At 67.7% G+C, this 17,997-nt stretch carries 13 protein-coding genes; 7 read left to right on the top strand and 6 right to left on the bottom strand.

Going from position 1 to position 17,997, the window contains the following annotated elements:
- Positions 1–29: 29 nt before the first annotated feature.
- Positions 30–1,883, bottom strand: a complete 1,854-nt coding sequence (locus tag ACCQ12_RS20495; RefSeq protein WP_372382603.1) for an Svx/AvrXca family virulence/avirulence protein — start codon at positions 1,881–1,883, stop codon at positions 30–32.
- A gap of 295 nt (positions 1,884–2,178) precedes the next feature.
- On the opposite strand from ACCQ12_RS20495, the gene ACCQ12_RS20490 reads away from it, so the two are divergent.
- The 5 genes from ACCQ12_RS20490 to ACCQ12_RS20470 all read left to right on the top strand — a co-directional run bounded on the left by ACCQ12_RS20490 (position 2,179) and on the right by ACCQ12_RS20470 (position 10,223).
- Positions 2,179–3,417, top strand: coding sequence for a dipeptidase (locus ACCQ12_RS20490; RefSeq protein WP_372382602.1), 1,239 nt, complete (start codon positions 2,179–2,181; stop codon positions 3,415–3,417).
- A gap of 88 nt (positions 3,418–3,505) precedes the next feature.
- Positions 3,506–4,675 (top strand): glycerate kinase, encoded by a 1,170-nt coding sequence (locus ACCQ12_RS20485; RefSeq protein ID WP_372382601.1) that lies wholly within the window; start codon positions 3,506–3,508, stop codon positions 4,673–4,675.
- Positions 4,676–4,900: 225 nt separating this feature from the next.
- A complete protein-coding gene (locus tag ACCQ12_RS20480; protein WP_372383674.1) occupies positions 4,901–6,649 on the top strand; it encodes a sensor domain-containing diguanylate cyclase in 1,749 nt (582 codons plus the stop codon).
- Positions 6,650–6,777: 128 nt separating this feature from the next.
- Complete coding sequence (locus ACCQ12_RS20475) at positions 6,778–7,167, top strand: DUF2628 domain-containing protein (protein ID WP_047695601.1); 390 nt, start codon at positions 6,778–6,780, stop codon at positions 7,165–7,167.
- 578 nt (positions 7,168–7,745) lie between these two features.
- Positions 7,746–10,223 carry a GH92 family glycosyl hydrolase gene (locus ACCQ12_RS20470; RefSeq protein WP_372382600.1) on the top strand — a complete coding sequence of 826 codons (2,478 nt, stop codon included), beginning with the start codon at positions 7,746–7,748 and terminating at the stop codon, positions 10,221–10,223.
- 366 nt (positions 10,224–10,589) lie between these two features.
- Here ACCQ12_RS20470 and ACCQ12_RS20465 read toward each other — a convergent pair whose 3' ends face one another.
- The 5 genes from ACCQ12_RS20465 to ACCQ12_RS20445 form a co-directional block, all read right to left on the bottom strand.
- Complete coding sequence (locus tag ACCQ12_RS20465) at positions 10,590–12,005, bottom strand: amino acid permease (protein WP_184553866.1); 1,416 nt, start codon at positions 12,003–12,005, stop codon at positions 10,590–10,592.
- A gap of 227 nt (positions 12,006–12,232) precedes the next feature.
- A complete protein-coding gene (locus tag ACCQ12_RS20460; RefSeq protein WP_047696375.1) occupies positions 12,233–12,613 on the bottom strand; it encodes a hypothetical protein in 381 nt (126 codons plus the stop codon).
- 133 nt (positions 12,614–12,746) lie between these two features.
- Positions 12,747–13,367: a glutathione S-transferase family protein gene (locus tag ACCQ12_RS20455; RefSeq protein WP_372382599.1), complete on the bottom strand. Its 621-nt coding sequence runs from the start codon at positions 13,365–13,367 to the stop codon at positions 12,747–12,749.
- Positions 13,368–13,570: 203 nt separating this feature from the next.
- Positions 13,571–13,801 carry a hypothetical protein gene (locus ACCQ12_RS20450; protein ID WP_184442039.1) on the bottom strand — a complete coding sequence of 77 codons (231 nt, stop codon included), beginning with the start codon at positions 13,799–13,801 and terminating at the stop codon, positions 13,571–13,573.
- A gap of 300 nt (positions 13,802–14,101) precedes the next feature.
- Positions 14,102–15,019: a LysR family transcriptional regulator gene (locus tag ACCQ12_RS20445; RefSeq protein ID WP_372383673.1), complete on the bottom strand. Its 918-nt coding sequence runs from the start codon at positions 15,017–15,019 to the stop codon at positions 14,102–14,104.
- A 97-nt stretch (positions 15,020–15,116) separates the two neighbouring features.
- Between ACCQ12_RS20445 and ACCQ12_RS20440 the strand changes: the two genes are divergently transcribed.
- Entirely contained in the window at positions 15,117–16,124 is a 1,008-nt protein-coding gene (locus tag ACCQ12_RS20440) for a zinc-binding alcohol dehydrogenase family protein (protein ID WP_372382598.1), read from the top strand.
- A gap of 177 nt (positions 16,125–16,301) precedes the next feature.
- Positions 16,302–17,834 carry a DNA recombination protein RmuC gene (locus tag ACCQ12_RS20435; protein WP_372383672.1) on the top strand — a complete coding sequence of 511 codons (1,533 nt, stop codon included), beginning with the start codon at positions 16,302–16,304 and terminating at the stop codon, positions 17,832–17,834.
- Positions 17,835–17,997: the final 163 nt, after the last annotated feature.

Below are 17,997 nucleotides of genomic sequence, written 5' to 3'. Positions count from 1 at the left end.
GCTTGCAAGCTCATCGCCTTACTGCGGACTCACCAACCCGCCGGTCGTGCGGTGATCTCCGGCACCGCCTGGCGGAGGTCGGCGCCGAATTCGGGGTTACGCATGGTCTGCGCATCGGCATAGCCGTAAAACACGCCTTGCGTAGGCGTGGTGCCTTCGCGCAGTTCGATATCGCCACGCACCTGGGTGGTGCCGGCAATGTTCACCGTGCCGAAGGCGCCCGGCCCCATGAAGCTGGTGTTGGCTTGCGCATTGCCGCCGATGGTTGCGCCCGGATGCCACACGGTGATGCCACCGAGCACCGCATTGCCCTGCACGGTGCCGCCCATGACGGTGGCCCGGCCGTCGATACGGGCGTTGCCCAGCACGCTGCCGGCCAGCACCCGCGCACGCGGGCCCACATAGGCGGTGGAGGCGACATTGGCGGTATTGGCGACCCAGCCGCCACCGTTGGCGTGGCGACGCCCCACCGGGGTGGGCGTGGGCGCATTGGGCTGGCTGCCGGCCGGCGCGGCGTTGGTCAGCGTCACGCTCCACGGATAGCGGTAGATCGCGTAGTAGGACTGATCCCACTTGATCTGCTGCATGCTGCCGGGCGCGCCCATCACCATCAGATACACCGCGCGGTCGCCGCTCTGCAAGGCCACCGTAACGCTGGCCTTGGCGCCGCGTTGCAGGGTGCTGTAACGCGCCTTGCCGGCACTGTCGATGGTCACCACGCCCCAGCGCCAGTCCGAATCCGGGTTGGGGATGCTGGCCGGGTCGGTGGCCAGGCCGGGCAGGCTGGTGACCGCCGGCGTGCTTTGCACCTGGCCTTCGAAGGCGACGCTGATGCTGGTGGCGCCGCTGGCAGGCATCAGCTGCACCAGGTTGTAGCCCCAACGCTGCGGTGCCCACTCGAACGGCACGCGATAACGATTGGCTTGCCCGGACACCGGGTCGAGCACGGTCATGCGCAAGGCGCGGTCGCGGTTGTCCCAGTCCTGGGTGCGCTGCGGGTCGAAGGACAGGTTGCTGCCATAGCGCGCGCGATACACCGCGCCCTGGTCGCTGCCGTCGGGATTGGTGTAGTCCCAATTGACGTTGCGCATGGCCCAGTCGCCCAGCACATCGTTCAATTGCGCCTGCGTCCAGCCCATGTTGGTCTTGATCACCGAGAACGGATCGGTGGTGCGGCGTGCCGGGTTGTCGATGCGCGGTGCCTTGCTCCACATCTCATTGATGATCGAATAGCCGTAGCGGTTCTTCAGGTATTCCATGAACTGCCAGTTGCAGTAACGGTCGCGCGTGGAGCCCAGATACAGATGCGGGTAGTTCACCAGCATGCTCGAGCAATGCACGTCGCTGCTGTGGAATTCCGGCAGCTGGTGCGTCATCCAGTTGGCATGCGATTCCCAGATCCAGCCGGTGTACTCCGATTCCTGCAGGCCGCCGGCCTGGTACTGCAAGGCGTGGGTGAGCTCGTGCGCCAGGCCCCAGTGGTCGCGCAGCGCGGCCGGTGCCATCCACATGCCCATGCCGCCGCTGCCGGTGGCCCCGCCGCTCAGGCCGAAACTCGGATCCAGATGCAGGTTGGCCTTGTACTTGGTACCGGCGTTGCAGAACGGCTCGGGAAACTGCAGGCGGTTGATGAAGGTGTCCCAGACCATTTCAAGATGCTCGCCGGCCGCGCGCAGGTCGGCGTCGGACACGCCGCTGCCGTTCCAGCGGAACGCAAAATGCGCGGTTTCGTAGCGCACCGGCGGCATGCCGACCTCATTGACGCGCGCCACCCAGGAACCGGCGGTGCAGGCCGCGCTGGCGCTGGCGGCCGCGCCCAGGCCGGCGGCGATCAGGCCAAGGGTGAGCAGGCGCCGGGGGAGCGCACGCGATGCAATGGACATGGTTGGATCTCGCAGAAAGAAGGGGATTGCGGCGCACACCCGCACGACACGCGCGCAAGGCGTGGCGGTGGGCGGGGATCGACGTGGTGGGGTGCCGCCAGCGACGGCCGCGCAAGTGTGCGTAGCGTCGAACGTGGCGCAATTACTTTGCTGATGTATTTTTCATAACTGCAACGTGCTCGGCGCTTGCGGTGTGGCGATGGTTGGACTTGCGCGCATCACCACGGCGCGCGCAGCTGGCGCGTGGGTTCGCTGCAGCTATGATCCCGAGACCCCCACCTGCCTGCGAGCGCGCATGAACCTGCAACTGCTGTGTACGGCCGTGTTGTTGAGCCTGGCCGGCTCGGCGCACGCGTTGGAGTTCTCCAGGGCCGAACTGGCGCGCGCCACTGCCCTGCAACAACGCCTGGTCACCTTGGATTCGCACCTGGACACGCCGGCCAATCTGGAGCGCGCCGACTTCGATGTGCTGCAGGCGCACGCCGGCAACCGGCTGTCGCAGGTGGATTACCCGCGCATGGTGAAAGGCGCGCTGGATGGCGGGTTCTGGGCGGTCTACACCGGGCAGGGCGATCGCAGTGCAGCCGCGCACCTGGACGACCGCGACGCCGGCCTGCAGCGCCTGCTGAAGATCCACACCCTGGTGGCCGCGCAACCGCAGCGCTTTGCACTGGCCACCGTGCCGGCCGATGCCGCGCGCATCAAGGCCGCCGGCAAGCGCGTGGTGTACATCAGCATGGAAAACGCCAGCCCGCTGGTGGCCGACCCGACGTTGCTGCGCTTCTACTACGCGCAGGGGCTGCGCTTGATGAGCACGGTGCACTTTCTCAACAACGAGTTCGCCGACTCGGCCACCGACCCCAAGGGCGCCGAGTGGCAGGGCCTGAGCCCGGCCGGTAAACAGCTGGTGCAACAGGCGCAGGCGCTGGGCATCGTGATCGATCAATCGCATGCCTCCGATGCGGTGTTCGACCAGTTGATTGCGCTGTCGCCGGTGCCGATCGTGCTCTCGCATAGCGGCGCGCGTGCGGTCTACAACCACCCGCGCAACATCGACGATGCACGCCTGAAGGTGCTGGCCGCGCATGGCGGCGTGATCCAGGTCAATTCCTACGGCGGCTATCTGGTGGACAGCGGTGCCAGCCCCGAGCGCAAGGCCGCCGAAAAGGCGCTTACCGAGCAGTACGGCGGCTGGGAGCACATCAAGATCGCCGACGGCACCAGGCTCAGCGCCGCGCTGAAGGAGCTGGATGCGCGCTACCCGATCAAGCGGGCGACCGAAGAGGATTTCTTCGCCCATCTGGAGCATGTGCTGGCGGTGGTCGGGCCCGAGCACGTGGGCATCGGCATGGACTGGGATGGCGGCGGTGGCGTGGTGGGGCTGGACGATGTCTCCGACCTGCCGCGCATCACCGCCTGGCTGCTGCGCAAGGGCTATACCGAACAGCAGATCGCCGGCATCTGGGGCGGCAATCTGTTGCGGGTGATGCAACAGGCGCAGGACTACGCGGCCACGCGCGCCAGGGCCGGATAGGGATGGCCTGCGCGTTGAACGCCGCCGTGTTCAAGCCCAACCCGCGCACGGGCGGCTGGGTGCGTCCGCCGCGGGCAGGTGCACGTCGGTGAGGGTGGTCATCGCCCCCGATGCGTACAAGGAAAGCCTGCCCGCGCCGGAGGTGGCCGCGCAGATCGAAGCCGGCTTTCGCCAGGTCTTCCCGCACTGGGATTACCGCCAGGTGCCGATGGCCGATGGTGGCGAAGGCACGGTGGATGCGCTCATCGCCGCCACCGGCGGGCGCAGGATCGCTTGCACCGTCAGCGGCCCGCGCGGCACGCCGGTGCAGGCCTTTTTCGGGATGACCGGCGACGGCCGCACCGCGGTGATCGAAATGGCCGCTGCCAGCGGGCTGGCCCTGCTGCCGCCGGCGCAGCGGGCACCGCTGCAGACCAGCACCGCCGGGGTGGGTGAGCTGATCCTGGCCGCGCTGGATGCCGGCGCGCGCCACCTGATCCTTGGCATCGGCGGCAGTGCCACCAACGACGGCGGCGCCGGCATGGCGCAGGCGCTCGGGGTGCGGCTGCTGGATGCGCACGGCCTGCCGATCGGCCCGGGCGGCGGCGCGCTGGCAGCGCTGGCCCATGTCGAGGTCGACGGCCTGGACCCGCGGTTGTCGCACTGCCGGATCGAGGTCGCCTGCGATGTGGACACCCCATTGGTCGGCCCGACCGGTGCCTCGGCGGTGTTCGGCCCGCAGAAAGGCGCCACCCCGGCGATGGTGGCGCAGCTGGATGCCAACCTGCAGCACTACGCCGATGTGCTGCAGCGCGCGCTGGGCGTGCGCCTGCACACACTGCCTGGCGCTGGCGCGGCCGGTGGGCTGGGCGCAGGCCTGGTGGCCTTCCTCGGCGCGCAGCTGTGCCCGGGCGTGGAGCTGCTTGCCCAGGCGCTCGGCCTGGAGGCCGCCATCGCGCAGGCCGATCTGGTGATCACCGGCGAAGGCCGTCTGGATGGCCAGAGCGCACGCGGCAAGACCCCGGTCGGGGTGGCGCAGCTCGCGCAGCGGCATGGCATCCCGGTGATCGCCATTGCCGGATCGATCGGCCACGCAGCTGCGCAACTGCATGGCCATGGCATCGATGCGATGTTCGCGGTGGTGCCCGGCGCCTGCACCCTGGAGCAGGCCCTGGCCGATGCCGCCGGCAACGTGCGCCGCGCCGCGCGCAACGTGGCGGCGGCGGTGCAGCTTGGTGGCACGCTGGTGCAACGGCCTGCGGCCGCGCGCCCTGCTTGAGGACCGCGCCCAGCGCGACGCGTCCGCACCGGTCGGGGCAATCGAAAGGATCCGCTGGCTGCGTCGATGGCGCAGACCCATCGATCGTCAGCGTCACCCAAGGGCACCTGCCGCAGGGACGCGGCGCGCAGCGCATTCTGTGATTTGCCCACGCAACCCGGCAGCAGGTGCCTGTCCCCGGTCCGCTAGACTGCGGGGATGGCCCGGGGACAAGCGAGCTTTCCGTTGAATCACAGCGACACCATGGTGTCATCCACACCCAACGAGGCGCAGCGTCTGGCGCGCCTGGCGTTGTTGCAGGTGGTCGACACCGCCGCCGAACCGTTCTTCGACGCGCTGGCCGCCGCCGCGCAGGCGATCGGCGGCACCCCCATCGCGCTGGTCTCGCTGGTGGACGAACGCCGCCAGTGGTGGAAGGCCAACATCGGCCTGCCGGGCGTGTCCGAAACCCCGCGCGAACTGGCGTTCTGTGCCCACACCATCCAGGGCGATGCGGTGATGGAGGTGCGCGATGCACCGGCCGACCCGCGTTTCCACGACAACATCCTGGTTACCGAGGCGCCCGGCATCCGCTACTACGCCGGCGCCCCGATCGTGCTGCCCGACGGGCTGCGCATGGGCACGGTATGCGTGATCGACCAGCGCCCGCGCGCGCTGGAACCGGCGCAATTGCAGGCCTTGCAGCAGCTGGCCAAGGTGGCTGCCGAAGGCCTGGAGCAGCGCCGGGTGATGCTCGAGCGCGAGGCGGCCAATGCGCAGCTGCAGCAGCGCCTGCGCGAGAGCGAAGCGTTCCTGGAGCGCACCGGCCGGGTGGCAGGCGTCGGCGGGTGGGAGGTGGATGTGGCCAGCGGCACGCTGATCTGGTCGGACCAGACCTGCCGCCTGCACGATGTTCCGCCCGGTTACCGGCCCACCCTGAGCGAGGCGATCGGGTTCTACCCGCTGGAAGCGCGCTCGGTGATCACCGAGGCGGTGGAGACCTGCGTGCGGGACGGCATTGCGTGGGACCTGGAGCTGCCCCTGGTCAGTGCCGCCGGCCGCAAGTTGTGGGTGCACAGCACCGGCTCGGTGGAACACGTGGACGGGCGGATGCGCCTGATCGGCGCAGTCCAGGACGTGACCGACCGGCATCTTGCGGTGGATGCGCTGGCGGCCAGCGAACGCAAATTCCGCAAGCTGTTCCAGTACAGCCTGGGGCTGATCTGCACCCACGAGATGGATGGCCGGCTGGTCAGCGTGAACCCGGCGGCGGCGCGCTCGCTCGGGCGCAGCGTGGAGGCGATGGAAGGCCGCTCGCTGCTGGAGTTCGTGCGCCCGGAGCGGCACGGCGCGGTGCGTGGGTACCTGTCGCGGATGGTGCTCGACGGCCAGGATGCCGGCGTGATCGAGCTGGTGGCCGGCGATGGCAGCCTGCGCCACTGGCAGTACAGCAACGTGCTCGATGTCGAATCCGACGCCACCCTGGTGCTGGCCCACGCCCAGGACATCACCAACCAGTACCAGCAGGAAAAGCTGCTGCTGGAATGGTCGTTCACCGACCCGCTGACCAACTGCTACAACCGCCGCTTCCTGGACGAGCTGGACAAGCGCGACCCCAGCGTGCGCTGGGGCTGCATCGTGGTGGACCTGGACAAGTTCAAGCTGGTCAACGACACCCATGGCCACCAGCGCGGCGACGAGGTGCTGGTGCAGATGGCGTGGTTCCTCAACCAGCCGCTGCGCACCCAGGACCGCCTGGTCCGCCTGGGCGGCGACGAATTCCTGGTGCTGCTGCATCAGCCCAGCCAGCAGCAGCTGGACGCGCTGGTGCGCGACTACCTGGCGGCCGCCGCCGACGCGCCGATCCAGTTCACCCTGGGCACCGCGCTGCGGCATGAAGGCGAAGCGCTGGCCGCGGTGGTCGACCGCGCCGACCGCTCGCTGTATTCGCTGCGACGCGCCCGCCGAGGCACCGGCACCAGCGGCCAGCGCTGAGCGTCCGCGCGCGGCGGCCAGTGCCGCGCATGCGTCTCCGTACCGAACCCATGTGACCGGCCCGAAAGAACGTGCTGATGAATACGCGATCGCCTATCATGTAACCGTTTACAATTACATGGATTGGAATGGATACCTTCGATCGCACCCAGCTCAGCCCCAAGTGGCAATTCCGCTTCGCCTTCTTCGACCGTCACGGCGGCCCCAAGGATCCTGCCCACAAGCAAGCGCTCAAGACGTTGCCGTTCGGCGAGAAGCTGAAGGTGGGCATGAACTTCTACGCGCTGTTCTTCGGCTTCATCTATTTCTTCATCCTGGGCCTGTGGCGCAAGGCGCTGGGCCTGATTGGCATCGGCTTGGTGGTGGGCATCATTGCCTCGTTCCTGCCCGGATCGCTGGGTAACGCGCTGAGCGTTCCGCTGGCCCTGCTGGCCGGTATGAGCGCCAACTATGCCTACTACCTGGACAAGGTGAAGGGCAGCACCAGCTTCAACCCGTTCGAAGGCATGCGCTGGTAAGCCGCGCACCGGGCGCGGACCCTCCCACCGACGCCTTGCCGCCAGGCCCGGTCCACGACCGGGCTTTTTTGTGGCGCTGCATCGTCAAGGCGTCGCGCATATTTGACGACTGCGTTTCGGCAACTCGCCACGATTCCATCAAGAAGAGCGAATTTGCTGGAAGAAGCGCGAACAACAGCTGCATCGCGCTGCGTTGCCGCGGGCAGCGTGACGAATACCACGCGTTGCGACGCTGGCTGCGCGCGCCGTGCCGCAAGTGGACGTGTGCATACGCGCCTGCCAAGCCGGAGCCTCCCTCGCAGCCATCCGCGGGCGAGCGCAGTTTCGGTTTGCAGCAGCCAATCGATCCACCGTGGTCAATGCCACATGGGCAACGCCGCTGTTCGGAATCGGCATGTTCCACTCGTACACTCGTCCTGGTCTGCGCCGTCCACGCAACTGACGAAGATTGCGCCCCGTTACTGGCCATTGCTGGTCTTGGTTCGAGTTCGGTCGTCATGCCGATTGCCGCCTGTGCAGCGGTCGGCGCGTCTCATTCCACCTGCGGCCTCGGCCGCCCTCTCCCCGAGGTGTCTTGCATGCTCTCTGCCGTTGCATCTGATCGCTCTTCGTCGCGTCTGCCGTCAATGCCGCTGTGGCGCCGCGCTGCCGCCGGCCTGTGTCTGCTCGGCATGCTGGCCGCACCGCCACTGGCCGCGCAGGACCCCACGCAGGTCAATACCTTCATTGGCAGCAAGGACGACGGCAATACCTATCCGGGTGCTTCCGCGCCGTTCGGCCTGATCCAGGTCAGCCCGATCGGCGCCCACTACGCCGGCTGGCGCTACGACGACCCCAGCATCCGCGGCTTTGGGCATTCGTTCCTGTCCGGCGCTGGCTGCTGGGAGCAGGGCGGGCAGGTGTCGATCCTGCCGGTCACCGGACGCATCGGCCCGGGCGGCGATTTCGATACCACCGATGCCAAGGCCTTCGACCAGAAGCGCTATGCCGCGCGCTACACGCATGACGGCGAAGTGGGCCAGGCCGGGTACTACAAGGTGCGGCTCACCGATTACGGCGGCATCGACGCCGAAGCCAGCGCATTGACCCGCGCTGCCGCCGAGCGCTACACCTTCGCGCCGGGGGCCGACACCGGCCACCTGCTGATCAACGTGGCCCAGGCCAACGACCGCCATGTGGTGATCGGCAGCCAGGTGCAGCTGGTGGGCGATCGCGTGGTGGAAGGCAAACTGGTCACGCAGAGCTTTTGCGGCGGCCACGAATACACCACCTGGTTCCGGCTGGAATTCGACCGCCCGTTTACCGCGCACGGGGTGTGGGGCGAAGACGGTGGCGTGCCCGGCGCGCGTCACGGCATGGGCGGCGAGCTCAAGCCCAATGGCGCCTGGCTCAGCTTCCCGCTGGGCAAGGGCAAAGACGCGCGCGCGGTAACCGTGGTCAGCGCCATCTCGCATGTGGACGCCGACGGTGCCCGCACCAACCTGCGTGCCGATGGCATGCAGGGCGGCAAGTTGCTGAGCCTGGAACAGATGCGCCAGCGCGCGCAGCAGACCTGGCGCCGCGAACTGGCCAGCCTGCAGCTGGACGGCGCCAGCCCCGATGACCGCAGCGTGGCTTACACCGCGCTGTATCACGCCCTGCTGCAGCCGCTCACCGCCAGCGATGCCGATGGCCGCTACCGCGGCTACGACGATGCGATCCACCGCGCCGATGGCTGGACGTATTACGAGTACTTTTCGCTGTGGGACACCTATCGTTCGCAAAACCAGTTGCTGGCCCTGCTGCAACCGGCACGCGCACGCGACATCGGCCGCTCGTTGCTGGCGATCCATCAGCAGGGCGGCTGGCTACCGCGCTGGGGTTACGCCAATTTCGATACCAACATCATGACCGGCGATCCGGTGACGCCGTTCCTGGTCGATCTGTGGCGCTTCGGCGCGCTGCAGGGCAATGAAGCCCAAGCGTATGCAGCGTTACGGCAAAACGCCTTCGGCCAACCGCCGATCAACTCGCGCCACGCCGGGCGCTCGGGCAATGCCAATTATCTGGCCAAGGGCTTCGTGCAGTACGACCGCGCGTTTCCGTCCAAGGGTATGGACGTGGACCCGCACCACGGCGGCTCGGCCACGTTGGAATATGCGCTGGCCGATTGCGCACTCGCACAGATGGCGCAAGCGCTGGGTCACAGCGACGACAGCGCGCAACTGCGCGCGCGCGGTGGCAACTGGCACAACGTCTGGGATGCAGACGTGCGCGATGCCGAGACCGGCTTTGCCGGATTTCCACGCCCGCGGCTGGAAGACGGCAGTTGGTACGCGCCGTCCAACGATCAGTACAGCCCACGCTCGCAACACGGCTTCCACGAAGGCACCGCCTGGCAGTACCAGTGGCTGGTGCAGCAGGACATTCCCGGCATGCTGCAGGCCATGCACGGCAGCGAACAGGCCGGCAAGCGGCTGGACGCCTTCTTCGCCTACGACGACCTGCTCAAGGACCCGCTCAATGGCGCCCGCACGCATTGGGTGGTCGGGCCCTACAGCTACTACAACCAGTACCGCTACAACCCCAACAACGAACCAGACCTGCACGCACCGTGGATGTACACGCTGATCGGCCAGCCGTGGAAGACCGCCACCGTGGTGCGCGCCGCGCAGCAGTTGTTCACCAACGCACCCAACGGTGTGACCGGCAACGACGATCTGGGCACCATGTCGGCCTGGTACCTGTTCAGTGCATTGGGCCTGTATCCGGCGGTACCGGGCAGCGGGCAATTCCTGCTGCATGCGCCGCGTTTCAAGCGGGCAACGCTCACCCTGGGCAACGGCAAGCGCCTGCGCATCGACGCCCCCGGTGCCGACGGCCGCACGCTGCAATACGTGGATGGCGTGCGCTTCAATGGCAAGCCGCAGCCGCAGGTATTCCTGGACTGGGCGCAGTTGCAGCAGGGCGGCACGCTGTCGTTCGCGCTCACCAACCGCGCCCCGACCCAAGGGTGGGGCACGCAAGCGGATGCGTTGCCGACCTCGTTCTGTGCCACGCCAGCAGCAGCGCAGTAACAACCGGCTGCAGCCACCCAGTCACCGCAAGCCTCGACGCCGCAAGCACTGATCAGCGCCGCGCAGCTCGAAAGCCCTTCTCCCATCGGGGCGAAAGGCACAGCTTGCGCGCCACTGGCGCGCGTGCCTTGGAGCGCCCGCGCCGCAAGCGCGGGCTGGGGCGCGGAGCGGGGGTTGGGGTGAGGGTTCGGGGCAAAGCCACTCACCAAGTTGGATAACACGAGGCTTCGCCCGTATCCTCATCCGGCCCTTCGGGCCACCTTCTCCCCCATAAAGGAGGACAATGTCCCAGTGGGAGAAGGGAGTGCTGGCCTTGCCGCAGTGTTTTGAGAGCCTCTCTCCCGCAGGCGAGGAGGACGTCGCGACTCACCCCGCCTGATGCAACCGGCTATTGCGCCGCCCATACGCCAGGTACACCACCACACCCAGCACGTTCCAGACCAGAAACCACAGCTGCGTCTTGCTCGGCAGGCTCCAGAACAGGTACAGGCAGCCCAGGATCGCCACCGGGCCCACCACCCACGCCAGCGGCGTGCGGAAGGCGCGCGCTCGGCCGGGTTCGCGCACACGCAGCACCAGCAGACATGCAGCCACCGCGGTGAACGCCGCCAACGTGCCGGCATTGGCCAATGCGGCGATCTCATCCAGCCGCGCCACGCCCGCCAACGCCGCCACCAGCACCGCGGTGAATAGCGTGATCGCCACCGGCGTGCCGGTGCGTGCGTTGACCTTGGACAAGCCGCGTGGCAACAGCCCATCGCGCGACATCACGAAGAAGATGCGGCTCTGCCCGTACAAAAACGCCAGCAGCACGGTCGGCAACGCAATGATCGCCACCGCACCGATCACCAGCGCGGCCTTGCCGTGGCCGAGTTCGCGCAGGATCAGCGCCAGCGGCTCCGGGCTCTTGCCGAACACGGTGAAGCTCATCGCACCCACGGCTGCCAGCGCCACCAGCACGTAGATCAGCGTGCAGCCGATCATCGAGCCGACGATGCCGATCGACAGATCGCGCCCCGGGTTCTTGGTCTCTTCGGCCGCGGTGGAAATCGCATCGAAACCATAGAACGCGAAGAAGATGATCGCCGCCGCCGCCATCACCCCGCGCTCCACGCCGTCCGGGCCCATCGCCTTGGAGAAGCCATACGGCATGAACGGCTGCAGGTTGGCGCTGTTGAAGGCTGGCAACGCGATCGCCACGAACACGCCCAGCGCAATGATCTTCAGCACCACCAGCACCGCATTGAGCGTGGCACTCTCCTTGGTGCCGGCCATCAGCATGCCGGCCACCAGGAAGGTGATCACCACCGCCGGCAGGTTCACGATACCGCCGGCATGCGGCCCCGCAATCAGCGTCTGCGGCAGCTCCACTCCCAGCCACTGCAGGAAGCCGACGAAGTAGCCCGACCAGCCCACCGCCACCGTGCTGACCACCAGCGAATATTCCAGCACCAGGCTCCAGCCCACCACCCAGGCGATGCTCTCGCCCAGCGCGGTATAGCTGTAGGTGTAGGCACTGCCGGCCGCCGGCATCATCGTGGCCATTTCCGCATACGCCAGCGCCGCGCAGGCGCACACGATGCCGGCAGCCACGAACGACAGCAGCACCGCCGGGCCGGCCTTGTCGGCGCCTACGCCGATCAGCGTGTAGATACCGGTGCCGACGATCGCGCCGATGCCCAGCGCGATCAGGTGCGGCCAACTCAGGCTGCGGACCAGTTGCCGGCCGGCCTCGTGCACGGTGACCTGGTCGATGGATTTGCGCCTGAGCCAAGACGACATGCGGACCTCGCGGGAATCAAAAGAATGCGCGAGTGTCGCCCAACGCAGCGCAGCAAAGCTATCGGTCCAAGGTCATGTGGCAGCGCAGGTCGGGCAGGGTAGACGCGCCTGCCTGCATCGGCGTGGCGCGTACTTCGCCTTGCCGGACCTTCGCCAACCTAACCGACGTCTGCAGTCCAGCGCTGTTACGAATCCCACATCCCAACGCACCAATCCCGCTCAATCGCTCACTCAATCGACGGACGATGCGGCGGGCGCGCGTTGCGATAGATCAGCTGCACCGCCCAGGCACCGGCCAGCCCGACCACACCGGCGGCAAACTGGCTCCAGTCCAGCAACTGCGGCGCCGCGCCATTGGCCTCATGCCCCCACAGGTTGAACCACAGCAGCACCACCGCGGTGATCCCCATGCCGATCCAGAACCACAGCCGTGTGCCCCCGATCGCGTACACCAGGAACGGCAACGCCGCTCCAATCAAAAAATGCACCGGAAAAAAATACGCCGTGCCATACGGCCGCATCAGCGACCAGACGATCACTGCAAAGGTGGCCAGAAACGCAAACAAGCCCAGGGCAAGCAGGCGGGTCTGATTGGTGGCAGTGGTCATCGGCAAGCCTCGCAGGAGCAGAGCCTCACCCTACCCATGCGCAGGTCACGTTGAGGTCAATGCGTGCTGCAAGCGCCGCGGCGACATCACGGCGTGTTGCTGCGGCCGCTTTGCGCGGGCCTGCCCGCCACGCTCAAGGCGCGCTGCAGCCATGGCGTTGAAACCCGACGCGCGTGCACAGCTGCGCGTAATACGCTGCCACGGCGGGCAGCACCGGGCGCGCGATAGGGCTGGCCATCCAGCGTTGGGTCGACAGCCCCAGCACGATGTCGGCCAGGGTGAATTGCGCGCCCAGCACATACGGGCCGGCCTGTTGCAGCTGCGCATCCAGCAGCGCCATCAGCCGGTTCCACGCCTGCACGCTGTCTGCGATGCACTGCATGTCGGTATGCGCCGCACTGCCACGCACCGTGGCCATGAACGCGTACCGCCACGCCGGGTTGAGCTCGGTGGCCTGCCAGTCCATCCATTGCTCGACCCGTGCCCGCGCTGCCGGCGCACTCGGCAGCAGATCCTCGCGCTGGCTGCGTGCAGCCAGATAGCGGCAGATGGTGTTCGATTCCCACAGCACCACCGTGCCGTCGCGTAGCACCGGCACCAGGCCGTTTGGATTGAGCGCCAGGAACTCGGGCGCCTGGACCGATGCGGCGCCGCTGCCGTAGGCATGCAGGCGGTAGTCCAGCTGCATTTCCTCGCACAGCCACAGCACCTTGCGCACATTGATCGAGGTGAGCGTTCCGTAGATGTCCAGCATGTGCATCCCGACGAGTGATGTGGTGCAGGTGGCGTAACGCGCCACCAGGGGAGGTAGCGCGTTGTGCGCATCGTTGCCAGGCATCATCGCAGCAGCCCGGCGGTCGTGTCTGCGCGTGAGGCAGTACAGACAGCGGGGGCTGCACGACGCAACTGCCTTGCGCCTGGCGAATGCGACGTGGGTTCGTCAGTAGTCGCGCCTGGCTATACGTCGAGCTTGCCCGCGTAAGCGTCGCGCACGTGCTGACTGATGTAGGTGCTCAGCCCGCGCCCCGCCTTGGCCAGGTGTTGCATGGTCGCCACCACGTCGGCGCCTGCACTGTCGGCGGTGTACACATAGGTCTCGCCGCTGCGGAAACGCACCGCAATCGCATCCTCGGCCAGCGCATACGCCACCACGCCGGAGTGGCCATCACGGTTGCCGTAGCGCTGCAGGGAAACCGGGTTAAGAGAGGTCATGCCGGCAGGCTAGAACCGCCACGGTGATGGGTGCTTCAACGAGCCCGGCAATGCCGGTGCGGCCTTCTGCGGTGACCTCCACATCGTCATGCACATGCCATCGCGTTGCAGCGTGCGGGCCGCATGCACCTGACAGGCAGGGCACCGGAACGCGCCGGCGTGGCGTGCGACATAGCGCCATCCGCGTCTTGCCTGACGGGCTGCGTGCCAGCCGAACTCGAGCGCGCCGCCGCATCAGCCCCGGCCGTCGGCACCTTGCACCACGAGCGCAGCACGTCAGCCCTGGCCCGGCGGATACAACGCCGTCAGCGCTTGGCAGCGCTGCGCAAACAGCGCATGCAGCTGGCGCACCGCCGGCGAAAACTGCTTGCGATGCGGGCACACCAGATGCAGCGGCAAGCGGTCGCCATCGTCGGGGAACAGCACCTCCAGCCGCCCGGCCTGCACGTCCGCGCAGACATCCAGCCACGACTTGTAGGCGATGCCTTCGCCGGCCACGGCCCAGCGCCGCACGATGTCGGCGTCGTCGCACAGCATCGCCCCACGTACCGGCACCACCTGGCGTCGGCCGTCGCGTTCGAACTGCCAGCGGTCGTAGGCGCGCCCGGCCAGCAGATACAGCAGGCAGGCGTGGTCGCGCAGCGCCTCCAGCGTGGCCGGCCGCCCGTGCCGCCGCAGGTATGCAGGCGCGGCGACCAGCACCCGGCGGTTGTGCGGTGCCAACGGCAGCGCGACGTGGTCGGCACCGTCGATGCGGCCGAGCCGGAATGCCACATCCACCGGCGCGCGATACAGGTCGGCCACCTGGTCGGACAGATGCAGCCGCAAGGTCAGCTTCGGATGCGCAGCGCGGAATTCGGTCAGCCAGGGCAGCAGCACGTTGCGGCCCAGGTCCGACGGCGCGGTGACCTGCAGCAGGCCCTGCAATTCGCTGTCGCGCCCGCGCACATGCTCGCGCCCGTCGCGCAGCAGCTCCAGTACCTGGCGCGCATACGGCAGGTACTGCTCACCCTCGGCGGTCAGCCGCAGGCTGCGCGTGGACCGTGCGAACAGGCGCAGATCCAGTGCCCGCTCCAGCCGGGCCACCGCCGCGCTGACCTGCCCCGGCAGCAGGTCGGCTTCACGCGCGGCATTGGAAAAACTGCCCAGCGCCGCGGTACGTACGAACAGCGCCAGGTCGTCGAAGCGGACCATCTTCACTCCAATCGTGAAAGTGCTTGTGCAGTTTGCCGGTTTTTCTCCTAATCCCGGCAGCCGACCATGCATGTCCCCTCCCTGCATGACGCCCGCCATGAAAGCCATTGCCTACCCGCAGCACGGCCTGCCCATCGACGATGCGCGCGCGCTGGTCAAACTCGAACTGCCGCTGCCCGAACCCGGCCCGCGCGATCTGCGCGTGCGCATCCATGCCATTTCGGTCAATCCGGTGGACACCAAGGTGCGCGCCAACGCGCCGGTGGAATCGCCGCGCGTGCTCGGCTGGGACGCCAGCGGCGTGGTCGATGCGGTCGGCAGCGAGGTCAGCCTGTTCCGCCCCGGCGACGCGGTGTACTACGCCGGCGCGCTGACCCGCCCAGGCACCAATGCCGAATTCCATCTGGTGGACGAGCGCCTGGTCGGGCGCAAGCCGGCCACGCTCGACGACGCTGCGGCCGCCGCACTGCCGCTGACCGCCATCACCGCCTGGGAATTGTTGTTCGACCGGCTGCGCATCGCCGAAGGCGGCGGCCAGGGCCAGGCGTTGCTGGTGGTCGGCGCGGCCGGCGGCGTCGGCTCGGTCCTGGTGCAGCTGGCGCGCACGCTGACCAAGCTGACCGTGATCGGCACCGCCTCGCGCCCGCAGACCCAGGATTGGGTCTACGCACTCGGCGCGCATCACGTCATCGACCACACCCAGCCGCTGGGCGAAGGCCTGCAGCGGATCGGCATCGCGCAGGTGCAGCACGTGGCCAGTCTCACCCACACCGACCAGCACTTCGCGCAGCTGGTCGAGGTGCTCGCACCGCAGGGCCAGCTGGCGCTGATCGACGACCCGGCCACGCTGGATGCGCTGCCGCTCAAGCGCAAGAGCCTGTCGCTGCACTGGGAGCTGATGTTCACCCGCTCGCTGTTCGAAACCGACGACATGATCGCCCAGCACCACCTGCTCAACCGTGTCGCCGAGCTGATCGACAGCGGCCTGCTGCGCACCACCCTGGGCGAGCACTACGGCCGCATCACCGTCGACAACCTGCGCCGCGCCCACGCCGCGCTGCAATCGCACCGCACCCGCGGCAAGCTGGTGCTGGAAGGCTTCTGACCTCAGGCCTGAGCAGCGAGGCAGCGGCTGCGCTGGCCGCTGCGTCGCAGATTCCCAGGCGCTGCGTGCGCTAGGGCGGGCGACGGTCCGCGACGCAGCTGTTGCGACAGGCACCGTTACACTGCGCGCATGTCATCCGAATCCCTGATCCTTCTCGGGCTGCTTGTCGTAGTCCTGGTGTTGCAGCTGCTCGCGCTGCTGCGACGTCCCTCCACCACCGCGCTGGAGCACGCGCTGCGCGCCGAGCAACGCGATGGCCGCGGCGAACTGCGTGAGCAACTCGAAGGCCTGGCGCGGCAGCAGGACGGCCGCCTGGAAACCTTTGCGCGCAATCTCACCGAACTGTCCACGCGCACCGATCAGCGTCTGGACCTGCTGCGCGACGCACTCGGCGAAGACGCGCGCAAGGCGCGCGAAGAAAGTGGCCTGGCCCAGCAACGCACCGGCGAACTGCTGACCCTGCGGCTCACCGAACTGCGTACCCAGCTGGAAGGCTTCGGCCAGCAGCAGGAAACCCGCATCCACATGTTCGGCCAGCAACTGACCGAGCTGATCGCGCGCACCGACACCCACATGGCCGCCTTGCGCGAAGCGCTGGCCGAAGATTCGCGCAAGGGCCGCCAGGAGGCCGGCGAATCGCAACAGCGCTTCACCGAAGCGCTGGGCCAGCGCCTGACCGAGCTCACCCAGCGCAACGAACTGCGCATCGGCGAAATGCGCGCCACGCTCGAACAGCAGCTGGCCAACCTGCAAAACGACAACGCCAGCAAGCTCGAACTGATGCGCGCCACCGTCGACGAAAAATTGCAGACCACCCTCAACACGCGCCTGGATGCCTCGTTCAAGCTCGTGTCCGAACGGCTGGAACAGGTGCAGCGCGGCCTGGGCGAAATGCAGCAGCTGGCCACCGGCGTCGGCGACCTCAAGCGCGTGCTGACCAACGTCAAGGACCGCGGCGGCTGGGGCGAAGTGCAGCTGGAGAACATCCTCGAGCAGACGCTGACGATGGAGCAGTACGCGCGCGGCGTGCGGGTCAAACCCGACAGTGCCGAAGCGGTGGATTTTGCGATCCGCCTGCCCGGGCGCGGCGACGACACCGTGGTATGGCTGCCGGTCGACGCCAAGTTCCCGCGCGAGGACTACGAGCGTCTGATCGACGCGCAGGAAAAAGGCGACCTGGACGCGATCAAAAATTCCACCGCCCAGCTGGAACGCGCCATCCGCGTGCAGGCCAAGTCGATCAGCGACAAGTACGTCTGCCCACCGCATACGACGGATTTTGCGGTGATGTTCCTGCCCACCGAAGGCCTGTACGCCGAAGTCATCCGCCGCGCCGGTCTGGTCGATCTGCTGCAGCGCGAGCATCGCGTGGTGCTGGCCGGCCCGACCACCTTCACCGCCTTGCTCAACAGCCTGCAGATGGGCTTCCGCACGTTGGCGATCGAGAAGCGCTCCAGCGAGGTCTGGCAGGTGCTGGGCGCGGTGAAAAGCGAGTTCGGCAAGTTTGCCGGCATTCTCGAAAAGGCCGAGCGGCAGATCAGCACTGTCGGCAAAAGCCTGGGCGAAGCCAGCCGCAAGACCCGCACCATCGAACGCCGCCTGCGCGGCGTGGAGACGTTGTCCGGCGAGCACTCGCAGGCGCTGCTGGACGATGGCAGCGACGAAGGCGCCGGGCTCTCACACGACGACAGCAGCGACGAGCAGGAGTAGCCAGCAAGTGCAGGAGGCCTGACCGACCGCACAGCGCCCGAAAACCGACCCACCCGTAGGAGCGCCCGAGGGCGCTCCTACAACAGCAGCTCTGCCACGTCCTGTTCCTGCTCCGGATGTCGAGCACACCGCGCAGACATCGCCACCGCGATGCTTGCACGCA

The organism is Xanthomonas sp. NCPPB 1068, from assembly GCF_041479385.2.
Taxonomy (GTDB): Bacteria; Pseudomonadota; Gammaproteobacteria; order Xanthomonadales; family Xanthomonadaceae; genus Xanthomonas; species Xanthomonas cannabis.
Note: the sequence above shows the minus strand (reverse complement) of the source record. Positions and strands in the feature narration are given on the sequence as shown.

What these genes read in the sequence shown, in the direction of transcription:
- ACCQ12_RS20470 (WP_372382600.1), top strand. Translation starts at nt 7,746, where the DNA reads ATGCTCTCTGCCGTTGCATCTGATCGCTCTTCGTCGCGTCTGCCGTCA.
- ACCQ12_RS20475 (WP_047695601.1), top strand. Translation starts at nt 6,778, where the DNA reads ATGGATACCTTCGATCGCACCCAGCTCAGCCCCAAGTGGCAATTCCGC.
- ACCQ12_RS20455 (WP_372382599.1), bottom strand. Translation starts at nt 13,367, where the DNA reads ATGCTGGACATCTACGGAACGCTCACCTCGATCAATGTGCGCAAGGTG.
- ACCQ12_RS20465 (WP_184553866.1), bottom strand. Translation starts at nt 12,005, where the DNA reads ATGTCGTCTTGGCTCAGGCGCAAATCCATCGACCAGGTCACCGTGCAC.
- ACCQ12_RS20440 (WP_372382598.1), top strand. Translation starts at nt 15,117, where the DNA reads ATGAAAGCCATTGCCTACCCGCAGCACGGCCTGCCCATCGACGATGCG.
- ACCQ12_RS20495 (WP_372382603.1), bottom strand. Translation starts at nt 1,883, where the DNA reads ATGTCCATTGCATCGCGTGCGCTCCCCCGGCGCCTGCTCACCCTTGGC.
- ACCQ12_RS20445 (WP_372383673.1), bottom strand. Translation starts at nt 15,019, where the DNA reads ATGGTCCGCTTCGACGACCTGGCGCTGTTCGTACGTACCGCGGCGCTG.
- ACCQ12_RS20490 (WP_372382602.1), top strand. Translation starts at nt 2,179, where the DNA reads ATGAACCTGCAACTGCTGTGTACGGCCGTGTTGTTGAGCCTGGCCGGC.
- ACCQ12_RS20460 (WP_047696375.1), bottom strand. Translation starts at nt 12,613, where the DNA reads ATGACCACTGCCACCAATCAGACCCGCCTGCTTGCCCTGGGCTTGTTT.